The following is a 25,507-nucleotide window of genomic DNA, read 5'->3' as shown; positions in this document are numbered from 1 at the left end:
CAACAAGTTGAGACAGACGTTTATGGCTCTAGGATACTGGCAAGCGAAAATCTGGGGATTACTACACGATCCCGTCTTCAAGGCCCTACATAGCAACTCAGGACGCGGTGATAATAGTTTCTGGAGAGATTTAGAAGTAATGAAGTTGTGGGGAAAACATAACCCCGAAGAATCGACTAAAAAAATTCTCAAACAAATCAAACTAGCTGACTATATCACCTCAGCCAGCGATCGATCGGCGATCGGTAGTTTAACCCAATTCGTTAACTACGATCGAGAAACAGGTCTAGAATTGCGTCACCTCCTCTCCGGAGAACCTTTAAATCTCAAATTAGCCGACACAACCCATCAGAAAATCGCTTCTAACCGCACAGATTACTTAAAAGAACAGGAAAAACGGCTATTTAACCAAATTCCCGACAGATTACGCACAGGAATCTCAGAAAACGAAGCTAAAGAACTATTTTGGTGGTTATGGCGCTGTCTTCCCCAAGCGGCGACGAAATTACTCGATGACGAAAATCTGCTTTTAATGCCCGCCGAAACCAGAATACCGGACGGATCGATCTGGAGTCATGCCAGTTTAACGGCGGCCATCGCCGGGGCCCTAGCGGGATATGATCTCACCTCCGAGGATGTGGTCAATAAATGGCCGACAGGAAAACAATTATCCCACGCTTATCTCGTTAGTTTTACCTTTTCCCCTGTGCAAGAACTAATCAAAGCCAGCCGCAAAATGCGCGATTTTTGGGCAGGTTCTTGGATTCTGCACTATCTATCTGCTCAAGTCTGCTGGCAACTGGCCCAACAATACGGTCCCGATAGTTTGATCTATCCCTCTCTCTACGCACAACCCTTAATCGATCGATGGTTACTAGAGAAATATCCCGATTTTAAACCCTGGATCGACCCACCGAGCGATCGACAATTACTAACCGCCGGATTTCCCAACATTATTATCCTCGTCTTGCCCAAAGATAAGGTGGCAGCGGCCATGCAAACCGCTAAATCTAGTTTATTAAAACAATGGAAAGAAATTAGTCGGCAAGTTTTCGAGGAATTGGGAGAACGTCACTGGATGCCCAAATTAAAAGAAAATAGTCGTACCTGGGACAGTTGGTTAAATGCCCAATGGCAAACCTATTATGTGGGGATCCCCATCGGTAGAGAAGACCAACCCCTCACCAGTAGCGAAATTTATCAAGAAAACGAAAATAGCGCCGAAAATCAAGCCGAAGACCCAGAAAAAGCACAAAGCTGGCGAGATAAACAAAACGAACTTTATAATCTCTACGATAAAAAAGCTCTATTCTTAGAAAAAGAGCAGGAATTTCTGCAAAAAGCCGGAAAATTACGTCTTCAGAACTGGAAAAAATATCCCTTTAGTTCTAATGTTGGTTCTTGGTGGAGTAGTGCTTTCGATCAAAACCGTTCGGCCCTTGCTGCCGTCAAAAATGCCCGCGATTGGCAGATTCCCACCGCTTTCGGCCCCCGTTCCACCATTTCTGGACTTGGCCCCGTCGTCCATCCCGATAGTAACAACGATTGGATAACTGAAGGTCAAACACAAAAATATTGGCAACGAAATGCCGGATTATTCGATGGTATCGAACAACTCAACGCCACCGAAACCGTTAAACGCGGATTACACCTAATCCTGCCAAAACTCTTAAAAAATAGCGACCAAAAGCGTCTAGATGCCGCTTATCCCGATTTAACCGTGGGAGTAGCTGGTTATCTCAAAACAGGCGGTGATCTCGACCATTTCCATCACGCTTGTGGCACCATCTCGCGTAAGCTAAGAAAAGACGGTAAAAAGATTCCCGCAGCACTTACCCAACCCTGGGGAATCCCCTACATTGACGATCACATCGAACCGGAATATAAACGTTATCACCCTCGATTTCTCAATGTGGGATGGTTAGTAGAAGAACTGGAGATTACCGATGAAGAAATGGTTAATTATCGCCATCAATTAAGCCAATTAATTGACCAAAACTATCCCAACAATAACCCGGCTGATTGGTATGTTATCGCCGCAGGAGACGGTGACGGAATGGGGGAATGGTTAAAAGGCCAAAAAATGAAACCCTATCGAGAATATATCCCTAAGTCACTTCATCAATACGCAGATCATCCCCCGACTGAAACCGATACCCTAGAAAAAGAAGTGCAGAAAGCTTTTGGTGATTTTGTCACCCTCGATAAACGCATGGGACCATCTACCCATAGCGCCCTCAGTCGCGCCCTTTTAGACTTCTCTAATCAACTCGTTCCCTACCTCACCGAACAACGCTATGCAGGACGCTTAATCTATGGTGGCGGTGATGATGTTCTCGCCTATACTAATCTCTGGGAATGGGATAAATGGTTATGGGATATCCGCCAATGTTTTAAGGGAGAAAAAGACCCTCAGAAGGAATTTAATAACGCCGGTGACTATTGGCAATGGGAAGGCGAAAAACCTCCCGAAAATCTCTCCAAACGTCCCCTATTTACCATGGGAAAGCGGGCGACTATCAGTTTTGGTATTGTCATCGCTCATCATTCCGTACCCCTTGCTATCGCCCTAGAAAATCTCTGGGAAGCTGAGAAAAAAGCCAAGGAACACGCCTATAAAGGCTTTGACGGCAAAAAAGTCAAAAAAGACGCTGTACAAGTGCGTGTTCTCTACGGTAACGGTAACGTCCTCGAATCTACGGCTAAGTTTGATGTTTTCCATCAATGGCAAAAACTCTTAGAATTGAATTTAGATGCCAGTATCTTTGAACAAGCTGCGACAATTTGGGAACAACATCCCGCACCAGTACAAGAAGCGATTTTTCCATGGGCAAAAGCCTTCTGTAGCCGTCGGGAGAACTTATCAGAAAAACAAACAGAGCAGATTCAAAAAGAACTTGCCAACTTTCTAGATAGCCTTTGGCAAACTACAGAAAACACACCAAAAGTTCTCAATGAAGCTATCAACAATTGGCTTAAACTAGCGGCTTTTATGACTCGAAAAAGAGAGATTAAGATCGGAGGTTCCATTTAATGTATTGGTACACAATCACTCCCCTAGATGTTCTTCTCCTACGCGATGCCAAACCCTTTAGTCCCGGAGAAAGAGCCTGGGCCGGAAGTACATTTCCCCCCAACGGTCACACGATCGCCGGTGCTTTAAGTGCTTTACTAGATCGCTCTAAAAATAGCTATTTTAAAATCACCGGTCCATTCCTATCTTTTGCTGGAGATACCTTATATTTACCCCGTCCTTTAGGATTCGCCAATTCTGACCCATTAATTCCTATTTCTTGGAGTGATAATTTAACGATTTCAGAAAAGCATATATTGTGGGATCGATCGAAACCTGCCCCCTTAGCTAAGGCTAAATCTAGCAAAAATTGCCAAAATCGAGAAAATGAAGAGGGAGAAGAGAACGAAGGTAAATATCGTCAGTATCTACCTTGTGAAGTTATTCTCGATTATTTAAAAACAGGAGCGATCGCACCTAGCCAATGGGTAGTAAAACACAAGGGAGAAGATAAACCCTGGCAAGAAGAAATTCGTTCCCATAATGCCATGAAACCAGGAAGTAAACAGGTAGAAGATGCCGATGGATACTTTGTGGAAAAAGCGATCCGAATGCTACCCGGTTGGAGTATAGCGATCGGAATTGATGTTAATATTCCCACTCCCGCCACTTTACGGTTAGGAGGAGAAGGACACCGAGTTATACTGGAAAAATGCGATAATTTAGGTCAACAATGGCAACAATTAAAACAACAATCCGAGGAGAACTTTAAACAAATAAATAAAGCGATCGCGTATCTCATTACTCCCGGTATTTTTGAACGCCGTCACGATAATAATCAAGCCACTTGCCGCTCTTGGCCCTGGGAATGGAAACTCGCCCATACTGTTAATAGTAATCAGAAACCGGGCAATCTAGTCAGTGTCGCAACCGATCGAGCTATCCCGATCAGTTGCCGCATTCAATCAAAAGGAAATACTAGCATTCCCGCCCCCCAAGTTTTCGCCGCCCCCGCCGGTAGTCAATACTATTTAAATCAACCCGATCGCCTATTTCAAGATCAGCCCGATAGCCCCGAATATCACCAACGCTGGCGCAAATTAGGCTACTCAGAATTACTTTGGATCAAATTTGATCGCTGTTTTTGGACAAGCGAATAGGCGCAAATTAGGCTACTCAGAATTACTTTGGATCAACTATAAAGGAGAATAATTAATCATGAACTTAATTCACTTTTATCTACTTTCTCCCCTACACACCGGAGGAACCACTCAAGAGGGGAATCTAGTGGGTATTGCTCGTGAATCCCATACCACTTTACCCTATATTCCCTCCAGTACAATTCGCGGGAAAATCCGTTCTTTAGCTACCGAAGAAAACCTAAAATTTAAGTTATTCGGTAATGAAATCGATAAAGGTGCAGAAAACTTGGAACAGGGAGACATCTGGATAGGAGATGGTTCGATTCTCTGGTTGCCCGTCCCTTCCCTTAGTCACGGTGTCGTCTGGATCACTTCTCCTTTACTTCTTCGTCGTTGGACAAGATTAACTAATCCTAGTCTGACAATTCCCCCCGAATATAGCTGTAGTTTTAAAAAGGCCAACACCAACGTTTATCTCAAGGATGCCATTCTCAAGGATAATGATCTAAAAGACTGGTCAAATTGGCAAAGTTTTATTCCCAAAAACTCTGTCAGCAGTGGCATTAATAAAGTTTTAGTACTGCCCGATCAGCATTGCACGACTCTAATTCAAATGAGTTTATGGAGACAAGTTAAAATTAAATTAGATGAGCATAAATCCGTCGATGGAGGATTTCGTTATGAAGAAGCTATTCCCCCCGACACCTTAATGTATTTTCCTTGGGGTATTACCTCTCAAGCTAATGGAACCAGACAACAATCCCAAGCTGATTTTAAACAGTTATTAGCAGATAATGACATTCTACAAATCGGCGGACAGGAAAGTTTAGGACGTGGTTTTGTGCAACAATGGTAGAGGTAATTTATGACAGCTAATCTTGCCCTAGCTAAATGGTCAGTGGTCGATTATCACCGCATGATTGCGGCGGGAATTTTAATCGATCGGCGTGTAGAATTACTGAATGGAGATATTCTCGAAATGAGTCCAGAAGGCCCTTTACACAAAGATAGTGGAGAAGGATTAGCTAACTTTCTCCGTCAACGTCTCAAGGATAAAGCATGGGTAAGAGAAGTTGGACCAATTACCCTAGAAAACTCGGAACCTGAACCGGATATTGCTGTAGTTTTTCCCCCTCGTTCTCGCTATCGAGATCATCATCCCTATGCTGATGAAATTTTTTGGTTAATCGAAATTTCCGACTCAACTCTCAGTAAAGACTTAACTGAAAAAAAACACATCTATGCCGAAGCTGGTATTGCAGAATATTGGGTAGTTGCTATCAAAAATCGAGAGATTTATGTTTTCCGTCAACCGATAAATTCTGATTATCAATATCAAGAAAAATTTATTACAGGAACTTTATCCGCTGCCGCATTTCCCGATATTGTTATCTCTCTTGATACCCTTTGGTCAGGTAATATTTTTTAACTTTTGGAGCCAAAATAACCATGACATTCGACCCTAGAACGATTAGCAATCCCGTATTCACTGCCTTGCAAGAATTGTCCTCAGCCACTGCTGATAAGAGTCGCCGCAAAGAACAAAAAAATCAAGCTCTTGAACTTTATACCTATCTTTCTACTTGGGGAATGATGCGCCTAAAAGCCGAAGAAACTGCCCTCAATCAAGAAGGAAAAAAACAGGTAGTTAAAAAGTATTTTCAATGCCTAGAAAAGTCATCTAAAAGAGATAATCTTTCTAATTCTCAAGGATTAACTACTCTCAAGGATTTATCTACCGATGATTATCTAGGACTAACGGGTTTAGGCTTGGAAATCGCCCAAGAATTTAGCTTCTGGGCTAATGCCATCTATTCCGATGTGGAAAGTGGGGACTAACTCAGGTAAATTTTCACCACAGTTTTTATAATTCATTGAACTAGAAAGGAAATTATAATTATTATGTCCGATAGCCCCTTACCACGTCCTAATCGCCCTCAAAAACCTACCCTAAAAAATCAAGCTATAAAACCCACAAATAACAACCAATCCCCTAAAAAGCCTCCTAGGGGTGGTGGCGGCAATAATAACGGCGGTGGCGGCAATAACAATCCTCCTCCACCCTCACCTTGGTTAGACCCCGAAAACGAACCTCAACCCGACCAATCAGCCAGTTTTGTCGAATATCTCCGTTGGATGCGTGCTGCCGACTATCCACACAAAGATGCGACTAAAACCCAAATTCTGCAAACAGCCCAAGAAAATGCTAACTATACTCAGCGTCTTGAGCAACTCAATCAACGTACCCAACTGTTAGCGAAAGACGGAATCGCTTTTCAAGTCAAATCCACTTGGCGTATTCGTGTCGGTGGTCATCGCGGACCGGAAAGTATTCTTTTACCTGCCTTTGATGCCCTCGGAATGCCCTATATTCCATCTAGTACATTGCGGGGTGTTGCCAGAACCCAAGCCATCCGAGAAATCATGGCGGCAAATAATCTGGAATGGAAAGACGCAGAAAAAGAAATCGCTCCCTATTTCGGTGATATAAACGCCAAAGAGGAAAAAAATAAAACGGGTAAAGTTGTCTTTTTCGATGCCTATCCTTTACCTTCTAAAAACGGGGGGTTAGAAATGGATATGGCTAATAATATTTGGTCATGGAAAGATGATTCTATAGAATATTCTCCTAACCCTAATCCTTTTTTCTCTCTCAAAGAATCAACTTTTTTAATTGGTTTACGTCTAGCTAGTAACTGTCAAGATGAAAAGATACTTGAACAGGTAAAACAATGGCTGAAAAAAGGTTTACAGCTTGGCATAGGTTCACAAATAAATACTGGTTATGGACAATTGATTGTATCTGGAAAAAACCCAAGATTAGAATCGGAATTTTATCGATTGGATTTTGAGCTAGAAGGTCAATTAATTCATGGTTATCAACGATTCACCCAATGGCAATGGAATGACCGACGTAATGAATGGCAAATGCGCGGCGCACCGGTCGCGGAAGTTCGTCCGACAGGCTTTAAATCGATGATGCGATACTGGTTTCGTGTTTTTGCATATGGAGTTTTACCTATTAACGAAGTTCAAGAGATTGAAGCTAAATTATTTGGGAGTATCAACCCTAGAAAATACGGTTATCTGCGAGTCAATATTCTTGACGGTAAAGTTACCCAAAAAGAACCCCGACCCAATGCTCAGGGTAAAGATGATCCCTGTGGTGAACAGCAGGGAACTTTAGTCTTATCTTTGTCTTCCGAAACTCCAAAAGATAAACAAGAAGCTGTCAAAAAATTAGCTAAATATTTGACTTGGTTTCTAGTTAATATGGGTGGGATTGGTCAAGGTGCGAGAAGACCTGTTTATTCTCGTCAAAGTCGTGAACGCGCCCCGTGGTTTCGTGGCTCTACATTTTGTAATATTGATAGTGAAAGTGAAGAAGATTTTTGGACAATTCCCAATGATGTACAGGGGGTTAAACAACAATTTCAGCAAAGATTGCGAGATTTTTATAAATCTTTAAATCAAGTTACTGGCACTAATATAAACTCTAATAATTTAAGGATAGCTGGTCAAGTTTCTCAGAGTAATTGGATTGATGCGGCCGATAGTAATTGTCAAATTTTTGTCTGTGCAGGAAATGAACAAAGAGGTAAACCCCATGCTTTAGCAATTCTTCACAGTGATATTTTGAAAATTACCGGTAAAAATGGTCAAAGAGAATATGATGGTAATCTCTGTGGTAAAGTCAGTGGTGGAGCTAAACCTTCTCCCGTGTGGATTGCTGATTTAGGAGATTACCAAATAGTTACTCTATTTCGTGCTAATCTGAATCCCCGTCAAGAGTTTATCAGGCAATTAAGAAGTAATACAAGTCCTCAAAATTTTGCTCAAATATTCCCTATTATAATCTCATGAAATCAATTTTAGTTGCAACGCTCGGAACCAGAGATTTAATGTTTCAAGTCACCAATGGTGACTGGTATAATATTGGCGATGATCGTATGAAAGGTGATATTCTCGGAGAACAGATAGAAGTGGTGTCTGATTTAGCTCTGACCGAAAAATCATCTTTTCGAGAAATATCCCAATACCTTTGGGAAAATATTGAATATTATGGAGATCGAGTAAAACCCGTGATTCTGGGTAAGCTTTTGGAAGATAAAATAAATGATCTCGAAAAAGTTTATTTAGTAGTAACTGATCAAAATGAAACAGTAAAAGAAAGAGAAAAAGATACTCTTTACTCAGGAGAATTAATTAAGTATTGGCTAAATAAATTAAATTCTGATTTGGTAGTAAATATTCTCTATATAGGTAAAAATAATGAAAACCCTTCTAACTTCGAGGAAATGTTCCGTTGGTGGCAACAAGTATGGAAAGAAAATATAAAACCTCAACCCAATCAACCTATTTTATTGTGCTTAAAAGGTGGGGTGGGACAAGCTTCAGAAGCGTCGAGAATTTCGGGATTGAGTTTTTATGGAAACGATATTAAATTCTATGAATTTATTCCCACTCCTTATAACAATCAAAAGGGCATTTCTTCAGATTACACAGGGCCTTTTTTAGGGACTAACTATCTTTGGGATCGCACTCGACAACAAGCACTACAATTATTAAAACGCTATGATTATGCTGGTCTTGAGAACTTAGTTAAACCTTACTATGAACAAAATAAACAAAAATGGAAGGAAACCTATGCGCTAATTAAATCTGGATTAAGTTGGAATCAAGGACAATTTGAAGATTTTTTTCAATCCGCTTCTTTTAGTTTCAATAATCAACAAAAAGAGCAGCATCAACAATATTGGTGGATGGCCTACGAACAAGCTTATACTGCTGTAGTTAGAGTAAAACAAAAAAATACAACCGAGGCTATGCTGCATAGTTTTAGAGCGGTAGAAGGCTTAATTTATGAGTGTTTAAAACATGAATTTAAAGACTATATGGTTAATTCTGAATATACTTATTCATCTTTAAAATCATCTGTGTTGAATAAATATCCTGCTCTTAAAGAACTTTTTGTTAATAATGGCAATCCTGTCTCTGACATTAAGCTAGATAGTCGCACTCAACAGACATTAATAGAGAAGTATATTGCTCTCACTTCTCCCCAGGCAAACTTTACGGATTTAAAAGCTTGGGGTTCTGAAGAATTGCGTAATCTTAGAAATCGATTATCTCACAAATTAGGAGGTATTAGTGAGAAGGAATTATATCAAGCTTGGGGAAATAACATTCACAATCAACAGGACTGGGAAAAACGTATTTTAAATTGTCTCAATCTAATCACAGAAAATAAATTTTCTTTTTTATGGCAAGGAAGTTTATTTGCTTCTATTCATCAGAGAGTCCTAACAGCTATCAAAAATTATAATGTTGTTTAAAGTGCAAAATGTAATTAGCCCCTACAATAATATTACTGCACCCATGGTAGAGGCCCATCGTCTGGTCTGAAAATCTAATATAGATGTTTCTCCTCAATTGAGATGTAGCTGGGATGCTGGTGATAAATTAGCAAGTCAAAAGACTATTTAAAAATCAAACTCATCTAACTCCGATTGTGGGGGAGAAAAGCGACTGCGAGGAGATTTTTTCGACTTTCTAAAAAAAGCGGGAATAATTGCGGCGATAAAAAATCCGATTCCCAAAGAAAAAGCCAACAAAACACCGATAGGTACTTTAATTGACTCAAATTGTAGAAACTTTAAAGAAACTGGTTGGATATTTTGAATAGCAAAAACTGCCATGGTCATAATCCAACCACCGACAATAGCACTAGCTAAAAAATTAGTGATTGTATTCATGCTTGTCCTCGCCAGATTTGTAGGAGATTTTTTAACCTTTTGTCGGCTAACTTCGGAGTTAGACCCCTATTAACTTAACCTCCCTGGGGCGGAAATTACCGTTAATTGACTAAAACGTTACAATTGTCTATCAATCTCAAATAAATCTCGATCGCGATAATATAATTGTGGCCTGATCGCCCTAAGGTGGAGCTAGTAAATATAAATAGCACCCTGTTGATTGATGTTAAAGGTGGTATAACCGGGGGTACTCCCCGGAACTTTGGTAACAGTAATCGTGACTAAATTATCATCATTGACTTCTACGGCATAGATTAAACTAGAAGAATAGCGATCCGCCGCTGCATTAGCCCGATTAATCAGAATATATGCTGGAATTACGAAACCTTTTAGGGTTGTCTCCGTACCTGGAGATAATAATTGGGGAGAGGAATCAATATTGGCCGATAGGTCATAATTGAGGTCAATATCGGTTTGATTGATGATTTTGATCTCCACAGGACGACTCATATTCACCCTAGCGACAGGCTGCCAAGGACCCGGTTGAAAGGTGGTAGCGGGGGGATTTTGAGCGGGTAAAGAGAGGGGAAAAACTAATCCCAAACTTAACACTAGGGAAAGAGTCAAAAAGCGATCGCATTTCATAGATAAATCCTGGTCTTAGGTTTTCATCCTATTTTAGGGAGGTATCCCCAGTGTTTTATAATTAAAGTAGAAGCTTTTGAAATTGTCTATAGCATTGATTGATCAACTATCGGGGAATATCCTAAGCTTCCCTGACTTTGCTCTATAAACAAGGCTAAATACACCGATTTTTCTCTAGAAGTGTCCCTAGTAACCCCTATCAACGGTTTAACTTAGGTTGAGATTGATTATATGCCTACCATCGACATATCGGGAGTATCCCACAGTTACGAGTTATTTTCGCCCCAAGAGGATAAACCGGTTTTAGTCTTTATACACGGTTGGCTGCTGAGTCGTCACTACTGGCAGCCTTTGGTAGATATTCTCTCCCCGGATTATCCCTGTCTAGTTTACGATCTCCGGGGCTTTGGCGACTCCCAAAAAATCACCTCTAACAGTCCTCCTAGCAGTTATAACCTTGAATCCTACTCCCAAGACGTTATTACCCTTCTTAACCGCTTAAATCTCGATGCTGCTTGGTTAGTCGGTCATTCCCTCGGTGGTAGTGTTGCTTTATGGGCTGCGGATATCTGTCCTCAACGCATTAAAGGGGTAATCTGTATGAATGCCGGCGGTGGCATCTATCTAAAGGAGGAATTTGAGCGATTTCGGGAAGCCGGAAGACAGATTTTAGAGAGAAGACCGCCTTGGTTGCCCAGTGTTCCCTTTATTGATCTTTTATTTTCGCGGATGATGGTCAAGCAAACCCTAAGTAAAAAATGGGGCAAACAGCGCGTGATTGATTTTGTCCGGGCCGATTACCAAGCGGCCCTAGGGTCACTTTTGGAAACCACCACTATCAGCGAAGTTCATCTTTTACCCCAAATTGTCTCCCGTCTCCCGCAGCCGGTCTATTTTCTGGCGGGGAAAGAGGATACGATTATGGAAGTTAAGTACGTTAACCATCTGGCCAGTTTTCATCCCTTGTTTGAAACCGGCAGCAACGTGATTGAGTTATCCGATTGTGGTCACTTTGCCATGCTCGAACAAACAGCAGCGGTGGCCGAAAAGATGATCGCTATTTTAAATCAGCATCGGGGTTAGGTGTTGGGTTTTTAGGATTTTAGTGGAAATTTCCCTATCTCCCCATTCCATCCACAGATACTGTTAGGAAGTGAAATTTTATGTCACAATGACTCTATAAGGGCGATTTTTTACTGAATCGCCGAAGCCGTCTATCAATCGAATCGATGTCTTTGAAGAACGTAGTCCCAAACTGGAAACCTGACTTTCCTTTCCCATTCTTGCCACTACTAGCGGAATTTTTCTCCCTTTTGTGTTACCCACGGGAATTCTTGAGCTATTGCTGAGATTGGCATTTTGTCACTTCCCGTTAGTTGAATTCAACAAAAGAAGCTGTTTAGGAGCAATTTATGTTACACCGCAAGATTTATCAATTCTGTATGGATGGTCAGGAAGTCTGCATTTTCTTGCGCGATCAGCAAAGATGGATTGATAATGCTCGTATTATCGATCTAGAAAGCGATCTCGTCACCATTCGCTACGAAACAGAAGAAGAAGACGAGATTAGTTCTTGGGAAGAAATGGTGCGTTTAGAAAGTATCGGTGCGGTGAGCAGAAAACTGGCCTCCGTGTCGCGGACGAATCCTGATATTAATGTCTCGGAAGATTGTCCGGAAGCAGAACAACTTTATCCCCATTCTCCCGATAGCTTAGATTAATTTTGTCGATTTAACTGACAGTGGCTAGAAGTCCCGAGGTTTGAACAGTGGCCAAGGGACTTTTAGGGAATGGAAGGGAAGAGAGCCGCTAAGAATCACCACTTGTTCTAAAATTATCGTCAAAGCCGTCAGATTTTCTCTATTATCAGCTGCAGGAGCAAAATGAATTCTAATCCCTACTTCCCTGCCAAGTATATCTATCAAAAATTTGTGGCAGTAGTAATAATTTTAATTAGTTGTTGGTTAGTGACTTTTCCCGCCTTGGCTGGGTCTGCACCTCTAGAAGTTAAAATTAGTCTAGGCTCCGGGCAAGGAGAATTAAAATTCTTTCCTAGCCAATTAGACTTTATTGCTGGACAAAAATACAAATTAATCCTCGATAATCCCAGTCCCACTAAACATTATTTTACCGCTAAAGACTTCGCTGATGCTAGTTGGACGCAGAAAGTTGAAGCGGGAAAAGTGGAGATTAAAGGGGCAATTCACGAACTAGAATTAAAACCTAATGCACAGGCAGAATGGGTGATAGTTCCTCTCAAAACCGGTAAGTATAAATTAATCTGTACTATTCCGGGTCATGCCGAGGCGGGAATGGTGGGAGAAATTGCCATTAATAACCCATGAATTTAAGAAAAATTGTCTCCTTTGCTTTCCTATTATTTATTCCCCTATCGGTGGTCGCTAGTCGTCTTAATTGGGGAGATCAAGCTATTTTTATCACTGCTGCTTTATCGATCATTCCCCTGTCAATTTGGTTAAGTACGTCTGTGGAAAGAGTTGCCGTAGTTACCGGGCCAACTTTGGGAGGATTAGTTAATGCTATCTTTGGCAATACTACCACTTTAGTTATTGCCTTAATTGCCCTAAAAAAAGGCTTGGTGGACATCGTACAAGCCAGTATTACCGGTAGTATTCTCAGTGATTTATTATTATTTATGGGCATGGGAATGCTCACGGGAGGAATTCGCTACAAAGAGCAGGAATTTAAACCGATTTTAGCGCGGGTAAATGGTTCTTCTATGACTTTAGCCGTAATAGCGATCGCTTTACCAACTTTAGTAATATATACTTCTAACGTGGTGGAAGTTGCCGATATTCTCAGTCTTTCCCTAGTCACCGCCACAGTTTTATTAATAGTTTACGGGTTAACTTTATTATTTTCCCTGAAAACCCATAGCTATCTCTACGAAGTGGGATTAAGTAACGAAAATACCCCCGACAATCAGGTTAGTGAGGAAGAAAAAGCTCAAGTCTGGATTTGGTTACTTGTGCTGCTTACTTCCACCGTAGCTGTAGCCTATGAGTCGGATTTATTTGTTAATGTAGTGGAATCGGTGATGGAAGGATTTAATCTCACTCCTCTCTTTATAGGGGTGATTTTCATTCCTTTAATTAGCGATGTTTCTGGAATAGTTACCGTCACTCAATTAGCCCTAAAAAATCAGATGGATTTAACGGTTTCCGTGGCGATGGGTGATAGTTTATTGGTGGCTTTATTCGTAGCACCTTTATTAGTTTTTATCGGTCAATTTTGGCAGCAACCGATGGATTTAAATTTTAATCCCTTTAACGTGGTGGCTTTAATTGTAGCGGTGGTTGTTACTAATTTAATCAGCTTTACTGGTCGTTCCAATTGGTTAGATGGAACCCTATTACTAGCCACCTATTTAATCTTGGCAGTGGCTTTTTATTACCATCCCGCCTAGCCAAAAAAGAGATTCCGGTATTTTCTGAGATTTCTGTCTTAGAATGGATTGGTGTCACCTTACCGCCGCAGGATTGCTGATGATGAAAAGAGGGTTTTGGTTTGTCGTCGGGTTAGTAGTAACGATAATTCTGCTTCCTTCCCTAGTTCTTTCTAATTCCATCGGTGAACAGGGAATTTATGCCGAACGCCTGCGGGCAGAACCCTATAATTTATTAGGGCGAAAAATTGCCATCGGTCAAGTGGAAATCGGACGACCGGCTCAGTTCGGTTATGATAAAGTGGCAGCTTGGCAGCCTCCCTATAAATTAGCTGGTGTTTTTTTTCGCGATCAAATTGCCAAACCCAACACCTATCTAGATAATCACGCCGCTATGGTGGCAACGGTGATGGTAAGTGATGATAAAAAAATCCCCGGAGTTGCCCCAAAAGCGAGATTATATTCGGGGGCGGTGGGTTCTTTGCGACGCGGCGGACAACCGGAAGAATGTCTTGCTAGTCAAAATATTGCCCGACAAAATAGCGGTGATGTGCGGGCGATTAACTTTAGTTTTGGGGAATCTTTGCAAAGAGATCAGCGACAGGAACCAAAATTAGATGGTCAAGCTTTATTAACTCAATGTGTTGATTGGTCATCGCGAGTTGATGATGTTCTTTATGTAATTGCTGGTAATCAAGGTAAGGGAGGGATTCCCATTCCCACCGATCATTTTAACGGCATTACTACCGCTTATACAGCCAAAAGAGAAGGAAAATTCACTAAAGTTGATTTTGCTAATATTAGTGCTTTGCCGGTGGGTATTGGTCGCAGTTTAATTAAACGGGAAATTAATGATGGTTCGCGGCGGTCGATTAATTTAGTTGCCCCCGGCAATAAAATAGAGCTTTATGACCTCAAAGGTAAATTAAATACTGTTAGTGGCACCAGTTTCGCCGCCCCTCATATTACGGCATCCGTGGCACTTTTACAAGAATACGGCGATCAACAAATTAATCAAAAAAATCCCCATTGGAGTGTCGATTCTCGTCATCATCAAGTGATGAAGGCAGTCATGCTTAATTCTGCCGATAAAATTAAAGATACGGGTGACGGGTTACGGTTAGGTATGAGACGGACAGTCTTAACTAAGGATCAAAAAACTTGGTTAGACTCCGATGCTTATAAAGACCCGAAAATTCCTTTAGATATGCAGATGGGGACGGGACATCTTAACACTTTTCGCGCCTACCAACAGTTTAGTAATGGTCAATGGTCTGCCGCAGAATCTATTCCTGCTATTGGTTGGGATTACGGTAAAGTTACCGCTAATGGTTATCAAGATTATGCCCTAGAGAAGCCCTTAAAAGCTAATAGTTTTGTTTCGATAACTTTAGCTTGGGATCGTTTGGTAGAACTAATCGACACTAATGGCAATAATCTCTATGATCTCGATGAAAGTTTCCAGGATCTAGGACTGAATAATTTAGATGTTTATCTTTTACCTGCCCAGGAGGATAATAATGCTAAATACACCTGTGCTTCCCTGAGTGATAGTGATAGTTTAGAGCATATTTTTTGTTCTGTACCCATCTCTGGAAACTATAAAATTCGGGTTCAATATCGTCAACAAGTTAACGATATTGAACAAGCTTTTGCTCTCGCTTGGTGGACGGTTCCCGAATAATGAAAATGATAGTAAATCCTCTTTAAAAAGTATAGGGGAGTGGGGAGATGGGAGCGAGTTTTTAAAGTTCGATAGTAAGTTATAGTCATTTCAGATAAGTCTGATACAGTCTAGACCGACAAAACCCTTATGAACTCTGGGATTGATATTCTCAATCTTAATTGAAATGACTATAATTGTACTATCAAAAACGGACTTAGTATAATTTAAATACTGACCAGTCTCTGAGAGACACCTCGTTTTCTTTTCGGGATAACATCGTCAGAGATTCCCCAATAGTTTGATGCCTGAGACATATTATATAGCAATAAGTCTTCGGGCATTTTTTCTAAAATAACTCGGTTGAGATTAGCGGTATTAATATTCATTGCTCCCATCACAGAAGAGCCAAGTTCTTTCGATAATAGCGGAATAACCGCATTACCAATCTCACGAAAACCATGCCATATTGTGCGGTGAAACTGAAACCAATCGGGAAATGTATGTAATCTGGCGGCTTCTCGTACAGTAATACAACGAGGAATAGAATAGTGAATGGGTCTAGGAGCAGTATAGGCCCCTTTGTCGCTATTAGTTCCGGCCCGGAGAGTGTTACATAATCCAGTGGGAGAAAGCTTGAAAAAGCGACTTTTTGGTTCCACTGTACCCGGTTCGGTTACGATAAATCTATCAATTGATCTTTGGGTATGAACTGAGCCTATATGTCCATAGATTTTTGTATCTACTGTTCTTTGATGGCAAAGTTTAAAAATATCCCTTGGCTGCACTGAATATTTTTTTCTCTTGCCACTATAATCTAATTTTGATGCAGGTATGCCTAAATCAGTATCGATAAAGGCCGGTATTAATTCTAAATCTGAAATCGCATCATAGACGCTGGTAAAAGCTGATTTTTTGGCTGAGTTTAAATCGACGGTCTTTGTCAAAGGATATTTAGCCATCGTCACGTCTTTTCGACTACCAATTAAGATTAATCTTTTGCGTTTTTGTGGTGCGCCGTATTCACTGGCATCGAGGATTTTAATTGGCTGATTGATTGTATAGCCAATAGCTTCAAATTCAGAGATTAACTCCTCTAAAAATTGTTTATGTTTACCCGTAGCCATGCCGGGGACATTTTCAAAGATAAAATACTTGGGTTTAATTTCCCCTACAATCCGCAGATATTCAAATACAAGAGAATTTCTAGGATCATCTATTTGTCGTTTACCAATTAATGAAAAACCTTGACAGGGGGGACCACCGGCAATTAAACTAACATCGGTGGCATAGCCTTTTAGTTTTAATAATTCCCATATTTCTCTACTTGTTACTTTGGTTATATCCCGGCAAATAGTTTGACAATAGGGAAAGTTAAAATGATGAACCAAGGAATGGACTGCATCAAACTCCACCGCTACAGCAATATCAAATCCCGCCGCTTCTAGACCAACGGACATCCCACCGCAGCCAGCAAATAAATCGATCGCAATTGGTCTATGTTTCACTTTGATGATTAGCTCTCTATTGTCTGTCTTTTATTATACTGTATTTCTGATATAATTAAAACTTTAAGTTTTATTAAGATTGCAATTACTTGAGCAAGTTAGTAATCAATTGATCGACTTTCTCTAATTCTTGAATAATTTGTTTAACTCTCTCTAATTCGTCGGCAGGGTTAGGCGGTTGTTTCGTTTTTATTTTGATTGCCGAAGAATGAGCTATTTCACCGCGTTCTTTTCCAAAAGTATTCATATTTGCTAACCAAACTTGATCTAAGTCATCACTATCGATGCCGATTGGTAAGAGTAATTTTAATAGGTTAGTTTCTTTAATCCCATGATTTTGATCGATAACTGATTTAAAACATCCAATCACCATGTCAATTTTTTTATTTATTTTTAGTTTATCTTCAGGCACATTTTTCTTACCTTTAAGAGGAGTAATGGTGTCGGGAGGAGCTTCCATTTCTTGACCAGAAAAAGCGATTACACATAACAAAACTCGACTAGCTTTACCTTGATTATCCCAGATATTTTTTGCTGTCTGTACGGTCTCCCAAACTCGATCTTCAAGATAAGATTCAATCTCAGCATGAGCAAAGACTCGATAGGCAAAAGTTAAAGCTAACTGTCTTTCAGAATATTCATTGATCTCGCTGAATTTACGAGGTAGGAATTGTTTTTTTAGTCGATTCAATTCTTGGGTTAGTTGTCTAAATCTTAGAGATTTCGGCATAGTAAAAAAACTAACTATCTTAACCCCTTAAAAATAATACGATTGTCTTCCATCTGAGGAATATTGAAGTTAATATCTAATACTTCTGATAAAGCTTGACCCCATAAATGAAAACGATCATAGGTTGATTGTTTAGTATTTGTACTAATTAATACAGCATTTTTAAATCGATCAACGGCAGTACGACATAAACTTTTAAATGCTTCTTCTACCTGTTCTTTGTTTGTCTCGGCAGCTGCTCTCATTAGATCATCGCAAAAGTAAAAAACCATCACATCTAAAATTGCTCGATTGAACTGACTTCGATAAGTTGCCGATTCAGGCAGCCAGAGACGGGAAAAGTTTTTCTCTCCAAAAATATTAATCGTTGTCTGGACAGCTTTTTCAAATTGATCAATAATATTTTTGATTTCTTCTGAGTTTTGATCCCATCGAGCATTAAGCGAAACACAAGCATTATCAAGAAATTTTTTAAGATCACCGCGATAATCGGATAAATAATAATGAAAAGCTACATAACGCAAGAGTATATCAGTGTCGCGCATCCGGAAATCGGGATAGGAAGATTTAAATATTTTCTTTAATGCTTGACTTTCGATCGCTCGATCATCTAAAAAATTAATAAAACCCCCTGGGTGTAATGCTTGTCTTAATTCTTGAGAAGACAAAGGGGTATTTTCCACATTGAGACGCAGAAAAATTTTATGGAGGAAACTCTCCGTTTTCCAATTACGGATAACAATCGTGCGGATAGTTTGATTATCCAGTTGGTGTGAGATATCATTTAAATTGAAATCATTTTTTAGATCCTGATATTGGCAGCCATTGAGATTATCTAGAAATTCTAAATCTTTTAAAGTAAAACTATTATTAGGTGTGGCACTGTCACCATAAAACTGTAAAATTGTTAGTAGGCGTTGTTTGCCATCAAGAACGATAAATTTACCTTTTTCCTTATTATTAGTAGCTAAGACAATCTGTGGGACTGGAAACCCTAGAATTAGGGATTCAATAAATCGACTTTTACGAGTAATATTCCAAGCATCTCGTCTTTGAAAGCGCGGATTGAGTTGAATATTTTCTCGAATTAATTGATCGCGGATCGTTGCGGTAGTCCAATCACTTCCAGCAACAACAGTCTCGGAGATTTCTTTGAGTTGTAGCTTTTTTTGGTTTGCTGATTCTCCTTCAACATCATCTTCTTCTTCCGCAAAATCCACTTCTTCTATTTCTTCCCACATCTCTAACTGTGCCATGGTGGTAATTAATCTCCTCAATTGTCTATTCTGCAAAAATCCCGCCCCAATATTTGGACGGGAATAACGATCAATCAATAATTCAATGCTACTCCCATTCTATAGTTCCGGGGGGCTTAGAAGTAATATCATAAACCACGCGGTTAACTCCCTTAACTTCATTGACAATGCGATTAGAAATTGTCTCCAATAAATCATAGGGAACCCGCGACCAATCGGCAGTCATTCCGTCTTCACTGCTGACTAAACGTAGGACAATGGGATAAGCGTAGGTGCGTTGATCTCCCATCACTCCCACACTGCGGACAGGTAATAAAACCGCGAAAGCTTGCCAGAAATCGTGATACATTCCCTGCTTATTAATCTCGTCGCGCACTACCCAATCTGCATCGCGCAAAATATTTAATTTATCTGCGGTGACTTCCCCTAAAATGCGAATTGCTAAACCAGGGCCGGGGAAAGGTTGACGACGAACAATTTCTTCCGGAAGACCGATCGATCGACCTAATTTTCTCACCTCATCCTTAAATAATTTTCGCAGAGGTTCGACTAATTTAAACCGGAGATTTTTCGGCAGTCCACCAACGTTATGATGACTTTTAATTTTAACCGCGACTCTTTCCCCAGTTTTCGGATCCACATTACTATCGGCCGATTCAATCACATCGGGATATAAAGTTCCTTGGGCCAGATAATCAAAGGGTCCCAAACGATTCGATTCTTCTTCAAACACCTGAATAAATTCATGGCCGATACGACGGCGCTTTTCTTCGGGATCGGTGACACCGGCCACTTGCGCTAAAAATCGCTTTCTAGCGTTGACATACTGGACTCCGATATGGAATTGCTCGTTAAATATCTGCATTAATCGTTCTGGTTCACCCTTACGCATGAATCCCTGATCGATAAACATACAGGTTAGTTGATCACCGATCGCTCGATGTAACAGGAATGCTAAGGTAGAGGAGTCCACACCGCCGGATAAAGCCAATAAAACGCGCTTATCGCCCACTTTTGCCCTAATTTCTCGGATCGATTCCTCGACAAAAGCTTCCGTGGTCCAAGTGGGTTCGCATTTGCAGATATGATAGACGAAATTGCGAATTAAGGCGATTCCTCCCACAGAATGGACCACTTCCGGGTGAAACTGCACTCCAAAGAGTTTTTTCTGGTGATCGGCAATGGCCGCACAATCGGTATTATCGGTATGAGCGAGAATTTCAAAACCCGCAGGCAATTCCACGCAGGAATCTCCGTGACTCATCCAAGCGGTGGAACCGTCCTCGACATTGGTTAATAAATCGGTAGGATCGTTGATAAATAGGGATGCTTTGCCGTATTCGGCCCGTTTTGCCCGTTCTACCCTGCCCCCTAACTGCTGTACCATCAATTGCATCCCGTAGCAAACTCCGAGGATGGGTACACCTAAATTCCAAATTTCGGGATCACAGTGAGGCGCTCCAGGATCATAGACGGAATTGGGACCGCCCGAAAGAATTATTCCTTTCGGGTTGATTTGGACTAATTGTTCGGCGCTGGTACGATAGGAGAGAACTTCGGAGTAAACGTTCGTTTCCCGGATTCTGCGGGCGATTAATTCAGAATACTGGGAGCCAAAGTCAAGAATGATGATTATTTGACGATTAAGGCTATTAGTGAAGGACTCTGAGGGCAAAGTCTCTTGGGGGGTAGGAAGGGGGGTTTGAGTTGTCACTACGATCAAAAAAAGAAACTGGCAGGAAAAGGTTAAAGTTTTGTAAACTAAATCGGCTATTGTTCTGAAAATAAGCTACAATAGTATGGCCTTATTAGTTTCATTTTTTAAGACTAAATATTCCCACGATCATAGCACGGTCACTGGGGAGTGACTGGTAGATTTTGCAAAAATTTAAGGCCATTTTCGCTTTTGCTGATCAAAGAACGAGAGCGATCGAATAAAATACAACCGACCCCAAGATGACCGTTACTGTGGTTATAAACGTATTCTTGGCAACGGCGATCAATCGTATTAGCCATTTCTCCATAGATGCGTTCCACCCAATTATCTCCCGTTTGCTGGTCTAATTGACGCAGATATTCCAGACCGTTTTCGCTGGTGCTACTGTCAAAAATTTGCTGGAGATGGGGGGTAGCTAAACCCATTTTACCGGCGTAGGCGGTAAGAATTTCCCGACGACCATCGGCCAGATGATGGTGAGTCTGAAAGATTCCCCCGGCAAGTTTAATTAATTTACCGTGATAACCAAACAAAAGAATTTCAGAGATTCCCTGTAATTGTGCCTCTAATAACATTGGGCCGATCCAATTGGCTGTTTTTACCAAAATATCAGGATTAATACCCATTTGAGGGGCTAAATCTAAGCCATTTTCCCCGATACAAAACACCAAGCGATCAAAACGACGGGATAAATTTTTTAATTGCTCGCGAAAGATTTCCAACTGTCCGGGAGCGCTCAGGGGTTGGGAAATGCCAGTGGTACCCAACAAAGATAATCCCTCTACCACCCCAAAAGCGGCGTTAGAAGTCCTTGTGGCCAGTTTTTTGCCTTCTGGAAGGATAATCGTTACTTTGATGCTTTCTTGGGGCAGTAACAGGGGTCTGAGGTTTTCTGGCAGCAGACGCTGGGCATAACTATAAATAGCTGATTTTCCGCCATTATCAACCTGTAGGCCGATTCCTTCGCCGCCTTGAATCTCTATCTCTTGATTACCCGTTTTTCTTTCTACTAACGCCCATATAGGGGTATTTCTAGTTAAATCTAAATTGTCCCCCGGATCGCTGCGGGTGATAGCTAGGGCAGCATCGGGGTTAAGTCGGGCAACTTGTTCGATGGCAATTGTAACGGTTTCTGGCGGTTCTAAAAGATTAAAAGTAACGGAATTTAGCTCATTTTCGCCGTGGAGATGCTGGAGAGATGCGATCGCACTGGCACAGGCAAAAACTGGTAAAGTGTAACCCGAACGGGGTGGGGAGATAGACATAAATAGGGTCGATAGCCAATCAAATTAGCCGTGATCTGATTATAGAACTAGGGGGCAACCGCTGCTATTTTTCCGGAAACCCTGCAATTTTACGCCAAGTAATTTCAGGATATTTTTTTCTAATCTCAGGAGAGAGTTGTTTAACAGCTTCTCCAATGACTTCAAAACAGCGAATCATAGCATCTTGAATTAATAAAGATTGATAGAATCTGTACTTTTCCCTCCTGTGTAAGTAGCTGGTTATAATTAAATTTAAAATGGATTTTAGGTTCGATCCCCCCTAGCCCCCCTTGATAAGGGGGGAAGCCGAAGGCGGGGGGATCCCCCTTAATAAGGGGGGCATCTGATAATTTTTAACGCCTACCTACTTATAAGATTCGATTCGTTCAATTCTATCTAAAATATCACCTAAATAAATTAAGTCATCCTTCATAAAGGAATCACCTCTTTCATGATTCTTTCCCGAAAACAATCTCGTAAACTGTTAATAGTAGCCACATCAACCTTACAGCCTAAATAATCTTCTAAGTCTTGAATTAAACCAATTCTATCTAATAAATTGCGTCCTTGTTCCATTTCTACTAAAAAGTCAATATCACTGTCATTACCGTCTTCTCCTCTGGCAACTGATCCAAATATTAGAATATTAAATGCTCCATGTTTTCGAGCAATTTTTATAATATTCTCTCGTTTTTCTTGAATAAGTTGATAGCATTTCATTTTTATAATTTAGCGAATATTTTTTTAAGCAAGATGATTTTTTCTACAATAATTATAGTATTTTACCCGTATATAATACCATTTTTCTTTATTCGTGGCAGGTATCTTAATCCCCTCTCCCAGGAAAGTTAGAGAGATTGAAGGTGAGGGCAATTAACCATTTCTGGCATTACTTGTAAAAAATGTTATAAGTAACTGAAAGACTTCACCTTCAAACCTTCTCAAATAGGGACAAAAAGCTAAATAGAACAGACAAAAAGCCTGTTCTATCCCTGAGTAGAAAAAAAGTTAAACGGTCATGATATCCTTTTCTTTTGTCGTTAATAAATCCTCGATTTTGGCGATAAATTTATCGGTGGATTTCTGCACTTGATCCTGTAAATCCCTGGATTCATCCTCAGAAATTTCGTGACTTTTCTCCTGTTTACGGATAGCATCGATCGCATCCCGGCGAATATTGCGGATCGCCACCTTTCCCTCTTCGGACAATTTCGCCGCTAATTTGACCAATTCCTTGCGGCGATCGCTAGTGAGGGGAGGGATATTTAAACGAATGGTCTGACCGTCATTACTGGGAGTTAAACCCACGTCCGAGAGGGAAATCGCCTTTTCGATCGCCCCCATACTGGTACGATCGAAGGGTTGAATAGCGATCGTGGTTGCGTCGGGAGTGCTAATGGTCGCTAGGGACTTGAGGGGAGTTTCCATGCCATAATACTCCACCACGATCCGATCTAAAAGAGAAGCATTTGCCCGGCCGGTACGAATCGTATTAAAAGCTCTCTGGGTCGATTCGACGGTTTTCTGCATATGGTCTTGAACTTCAGCTAACTTCACAGAATCCTCCTACCAATGTTCCAACGGGTTCACCTTTGACAGCGCGAACAATATTACCTGCTACCGATAGATCGAAAACGACTATCGGGATATTATTTTCCTTGCACAGAGCGATCGCAGTTCCATCCATCACCCGCAGATCATGGGTCAGCACATGACCGTAGGTGAGACTTTGAAAGCGTCGCGCGTTAGGATTGTGAGAGGGATCGGAATCATAAACCCCATCCACTTTCGTCGCTTTAAACACCACTTCCGCGTCGATTTCGGCAGCGCGCAGGGCTGCTGTGGTATCGGTGGTAAAGAAAGGATTACCCGATCCCGCACCGAAAACCACCACCCGACCTTTTTCCAGATGACGGATTGCCCGCCGGCGGATGTAGGGTTCAGCTAATTCCTGCATCGCAATGGCCGTTAATACCCTAGTCGGTACTTGCGCTCGTTCTAGGGCATCCTGCAAGGTCATGGCGTTCATGACTGTTGCTATCATACCAATATAATCGGCCGTGGCCCGATCCATCCCAGCCGAGGCGGCTTTCACCCCGCGAAAAATATTGCCCCCACCGACCACGATCGCCAATTGGATGCCTTGGTCAACCACTTCGGAGATTTCCTGAGCGATAGCGGAAACCACCATCGGGTCGATCCCATAGCCGAGATTGCCCATCAGGGCCTCCCCACTCAGTTTTAATAATACCCGCTTGTACGCCATGCCCTTACTACCACTCGCTAAAACAAGATCTAGATAATTTTTGTCTCCCCATAAGATAGCAGGTTTTGGCCTTGATTTAAGTTGACCAGTTCACTCTCCCAGCCGGACAAGAAGTTCAACTTAATAAATCTTTTCCTTGGGACATTGGTATTTAGTGATACCTTTGTTATTAAAGGGAGCTTAGTTTTATTGAGAATTTAACCGTGATCAGCGATCGATTACTATTGGTCAACAAAAACAATCAAAGGGCTGCTAAAACCGATACCTTTGATTGGGTGTATGGGTTTCAGGATGGAACTCGTCTGATGGGCAAGGTTTGCGGTTACTTAGATCCCGATAGTAATCGTCTTCTCGATCCCGAAAACTGCATCGCTATCTACCAGAATGCCCAAGGACAAGTCCTTAGTCGTTGGCAAGGTGGAGATTTTATCGCTTTTGAACTAACCACCACCGGGGAAGATCTCCTGATCGTGGCTTCTAATGATAATTGTGTCAGTAATAGTCTCTGTTTAGTTTCGGGCATTGATCGCAGCTGCGCCCAAGTTACCGATGAAGGAAAATCCCTCGTCCGCGAGGTTTTTCAATACCCCGCTTGGTCTTTGCAGGGCGATAACACCACTTCTAAGCCGGCTTTCAGTTGGAATTGTTCCGTATCTCCCTTTTTCCCCTTTGTTTCCCTGCGTTTTAATCTTCAGTCCACCAGCAGCAAAAAATTCTATCGTTGGACGGTTTCTCCCTATTTTCCCTTTTGTCCCCTCTTAGAAGTGGGAGAATCCCTTGCCTAATTGGCTTTTTCACTACGATAGTTCTAGAAGATTTCAACACATCAGGAATGGTTAAAACCGTAAGCTATCCCGTGCTATATCAGACTTAGGATGGCGTTCTTTTCGAGATATGCTATCGGCGAAATCCGCTTAATATGGTCGGGATTCTCGCTTAATTTCTCGATGGCAACCAACAAAGCCAAAATAGAGATGTTAAGTAGGTAGGCGTTAAAAATTATCAGATCCCCCCTTATTAAGGGGGGACTAAGGGGGGATCGGCACCCCCCTTATCAAGGGGGGCAGGGGGGATCGAACCTAAAATCCATTTTTAATTTAATTATAACCAGCTACTTAGAGCAGTTATCTTAATGATGAG

The 25,507-nt window shown here is 41.2% G+C and carries 24 protein-coding genes and 1 pseudogene; 14 read left to right on the top strand and 11 right to left on the bottom strand.

Annotated features, from left to right (window positions below; genetic code table 11):
- The first annotated feature begins 22 nt into the window (after positions 1 to 22).
- The 7 genes from cas10 (at position 23) to IQ234_RS06105 (ending at position 9,491) form a co-directional block, all read left to right on the top strand.
- Complete coding sequence (cas10, locus tag IQ234_RS06135; RefSeq protein WP_193956431.1) at positions 23 to 3,034, top strand: type III-B CRISPR-associated protein Cas10/Cmr2; 3,012 nt, start codon at positions 23 to 25, stop codon at positions 3,032 to 3,034.
- On the top strand, positions 3,034 to 4,173 hold the full coding sequence (locus tag IQ234_RS06130) for a type III-B CRISPR module-associated Cmr3 family protein (protein ID WP_193956430.1): 1,140 nt from the start codon (positions 3,034 to 3,036) through the stop codon (positions 4,171 to 4,173). The genes cas10 and IQ234_RS06130 overlap by 1 nt, the downstream gene beginning before the upstream one ends.
- A 58-nt stretch (positions 4,174 to 4,231) precedes the next feature.
- Positions 4,232 to 5,011, top strand: coding sequence for a type III-B CRISPR module RAMP protein Cmr4 (gene cmr4 / locus IQ234_RS06125; protein WP_193956429.1), 780 nt, complete (start codon positions 4,232 to 4,234; stop codon positions 5,009 to 5,011).
- Positions 5,012 to 5,020: 9 nt separating this feature from the next.
- The gene (locus IQ234_RS06120; protein ID WP_193956428.1) at positions 5,021 to 5,584 is read left to right on the top strand and encodes a Uma2 family endonuclease; all 564 of its coding nucleotides are present in this window, start codon (positions 5,021 to 5,023) and stop codon (positions 5,582 to 5,584) included.
- Between the two features lie 20 nt (positions 5,585 to 5,604).
- The gene (locus IQ234_RS06115; protein WP_002791046.1) at positions 5,605 to 5,994 is read left to right on the top strand and encodes a hypothetical protein; all 390 of its coding nucleotides are present in this window, start codon (positions 5,605 to 5,607) and stop codon (positions 5,992 to 5,994) included.
- Positions 5,995 to 6,057: 63 nt separating this feature from the next.
- Positions 6,058 to 8,019, top strand: a complete 1,962-nt coding sequence (gene cmr6, locus IQ234_RS06110) for a type III-B CRISPR module RAMP protein Cmr6 (protein ID WP_193956427.1) — start codon at positions 6,058 to 6,060, stop codon at positions 8,017 to 8,019.
- Positions 8,016 to 9,491 (top strand): hypothetical protein, encoded by a 1,476-nt coding sequence (locus IQ234_RS06105; protein WP_193956426.1) that lies wholly within the window; start codon positions 8,016 to 8,018, stop codon positions 9,489 to 9,491. Before cmr6 ends, IQ234_RS06105 begins: the two co-directional genes overlap by 4 nt.
- A gap of 147 nt (positions 9,492 to 9,638) precedes the next feature.
- On the opposite strand, the gene IQ234_RS06100 is transcribed toward IQ234_RS06105, so the two are convergent.
- Together IQ234_RS06100 and IQ234_RS06095 are read right to left on the bottom strand one after the other, a co-directional pair.
- The gene (locus IQ234_RS06100; protein WP_193956425.1) at positions 9,639 to 9,911 is read right to left on the bottom strand and encodes a lipopolysaccharide assembly protein LapA domain-containing protein; all 273 of its coding nucleotides are present in this window, start codon (positions 9,909 to 9,911) and stop codon (positions 9,639 to 9,641) included.
- A 192-nt stretch (positions 9,912 to 10,103) separates the two neighbouring features.
- Entirely contained in the window at positions 10,104 to 10,556 is a 453-nt protein-coding gene (locus IQ234_RS06095) for a hypothetical protein (RefSeq protein WP_193956424.1), read from the bottom strand.
- Positions 10,557 to 10,787: 231 nt separating this feature from the next.
- Between IQ234_RS06095 and IQ234_RS06090 the strand changes: the two genes are divergently transcribed.
- The 5 genes from IQ234_RS06090 (at position 10,788) to IQ234_RS06070 (ending at position 15,646) form a co-directional block, all read left to right on the top strand.
- Positions 10,788 to 11,639 (top strand): alpha/beta fold hydrolase, encoded by an 852-nt coding sequence (locus IQ234_RS06090; RefSeq protein WP_193956423.1) that lies wholly within the window; start codon positions 10,788 to 10,790, stop codon positions 11,637 to 11,639.
- A 329-nt stretch (positions 11,640 to 11,968) separates the two neighbouring features.
- Complete coding sequence (locus IQ234_RS06085) at positions 11,969 to 12,277, top strand: DUF6679 family protein (protein ID WP_002735547.1); 309 nt, start codon at positions 11,969 to 11,971, stop codon at positions 12,275 to 12,277.
- Between the two features lie 162 nt (positions 12,278 to 12,439).
- On the top strand, positions 12,440 to 12,901 hold the full coding sequence (locus tag IQ234_RS06080) for a cupredoxin domain-containing protein (RefSeq protein WP_193956422.1): 462 nt from the start codon (positions 12,440 to 12,442) through the stop codon (positions 12,899 to 12,901).
- The gene (cax, locus tag IQ234_RS06075) at positions 12,898 to 13,983 is read left to right on the top strand and encodes a calcium/proton exchanger (protein ID WP_002765102.1); all 1,086 of its coding nucleotides are present in this window, start codon (positions 12,898 to 12,900) and stop codon (positions 13,981 to 13,983) included. Before IQ234_RS06080 ends, cax begins: the two co-directional genes overlap by 4 nt.
- 43 nt (positions 13,984 to 14,026) lie before the next feature.
- A complete protein-coding gene (locus IQ234_RS06070) occupies positions 14,027 to 15,646 on the top strand; it encodes a S8 family serine peptidase (protein ID WP_193956421.1) in 1,620 nt (539 codons plus the stop codon).
- A gap of 206 nt (positions 15,647 to 15,852) precedes the next feature.
- Here the strand turns inward: IQ234_RS06070 and IQ234_RS06065 are convergent, their stop codons facing one another.
- The 9 genes from IQ234_RS06065 to pyrH all read right to left on the bottom strand — a co-directional run bounded on the left by IQ234_RS06065 (position 15,853) and on the right by pyrH (position 24,367).
- Entirely contained in the window at positions 15,853 to 17,133 is a 1,281-nt protein-coding gene (locus IQ234_RS06065; RefSeq protein WP_193956420.1) for a DNA cytosine methyltransferase, read from the bottom strand.
- 85 nt (positions 17,134 to 17,218) lie between these two features.
- Positions 17,219 to 17,863, bottom strand: coding sequence for a HEPN domain-containing protein (locus tag IQ234_RS06060; protein ID WP_193956419.1), 645 nt, complete (start codon positions 17,861 to 17,863; stop codon positions 17,219 to 17,221).
- Between the two features lie 14 nt (positions 17,864 to 17,877).
- Positions 17,878 to 19,119, bottom strand: coding sequence for a DUF262 domain-containing protein (locus IQ234_RS06055; RefSeq protein WP_193956418.1), 1,242 nt, complete (start codon positions 19,117 to 19,119; stop codon positions 17,878 to 17,880).
- Positions 19,120 to 19,207: 88 nt separating this feature from the next.
- Positions 19,208 to 20,833 carry a glutamine-hydrolyzing GMP synthase gene (guaA, locus tag IQ234_RS06050; RefSeq protein ID WP_193956417.1) on the bottom strand — a complete coding sequence of 542 codons (1,626 nt, stop codon included), beginning with the start codon at positions 20,831 to 20,833 and terminating at the stop codon, positions 19,208 to 19,210.
- Between the two features lie 140 nt (positions 20,834 to 20,973).
- Positions 20,974 to 22,101, bottom strand: a complete 1,128-nt coding sequence (gene cbiD / locus IQ234_RS06045; RefSeq protein WP_193956416.1) for a cobalt-precorrin-5B (C(1))-methyltransferase CbiD — start codon at positions 22,099 to 22,101, stop codon at positions 20,974 to 20,976.
- Positions 22,102 to 22,165: 64 nt separating this feature from the next.
- Complete coding sequence (locus tag IQ234_RS06040; protein WP_322743442.1) at positions 22,166 to 22,291, bottom strand: DUF86 domain-containing protein; 126 nt, start codon at positions 22,289 to 22,291, stop codon at positions 22,166 to 22,168.
- Positions 22,292 to 22,530: 239 nt separating this feature from the next.
- Complete coding sequence (locus IQ234_RS06035) at positions 22,531 to 22,821, bottom strand: nucleotidyltransferase family protein (RefSeq protein ID WP_193956415.1); 291 nt, start codon at positions 22,819 to 22,821, stop codon at positions 22,531 to 22,533.
- 288 nt (positions 22,822 to 23,109) lie between these two features.
- The gene (frr, locus tag IQ234_RS06030; RefSeq protein ID WP_221633151.1) at positions 23,110 to 23,631 is read right to left on the bottom strand and encodes a ribosome recycling factor; all 522 of its coding nucleotides are present in this window, start codon (positions 23,629 to 23,631) and stop codon (positions 23,110 to 23,112) included.
- 13 nt (positions 23,632 to 23,644) lie between these two features.
- The gene (pyrH, locus tag IQ234_RS06025; protein WP_002732255.1) at positions 23,645 to 24,367 is read right to left on the bottom strand and encodes a UMP kinase; all 723 of its coding nucleotides are present in this window, start codon (positions 24,365 to 24,367) and stop codon (positions 23,645 to 23,647) included.
- Positions 24,368 to 24,570: 203 nt separating this feature from the next.
- On the opposite strand from pyrH, the gene IQ234_RS06020 reads away from it, so the two are divergent.
- Both IQ234_RS06020 and IQ234_RS21010 read left to right on the top strand, forming a co-directional pair.
- The gene (locus IQ234_RS06020) at positions 24,571 to 25,152 is read left to right on the top strand and encodes a hypothetical protein (RefSeq protein ID WP_193956414.1); all 582 of its coding nucleotides are present in this window, start codon (positions 24,571 to 24,573) and stop codon (positions 25,150 to 25,152) included.
- Between the two features lie 14 nt (positions 25,153 to 25,166).
- Positions 25,167 to 25,282: pseudogene (locus IQ234_RS21010) on the top strand (RNA-guided endonuclease TnpB family protein); the annotation flags it as partial.
- Between the last annotated feature and the right edge of the window lie 225 nt (positions 25,283 to 25,507).

Source organism: Microcystis aeruginosa LEGE 91341, assembly GCF_015206885.1.
Classification (GTDB): Bacteria; Cyanobacteriota; Cyanobacteriia; order Cyanobacteriales; family Microcystaceae; genus Microcystis; species Microcystis aeruginosa_H.
This window is presented reverse-complemented; position numbering and strand designations above follow the sequence as displayed.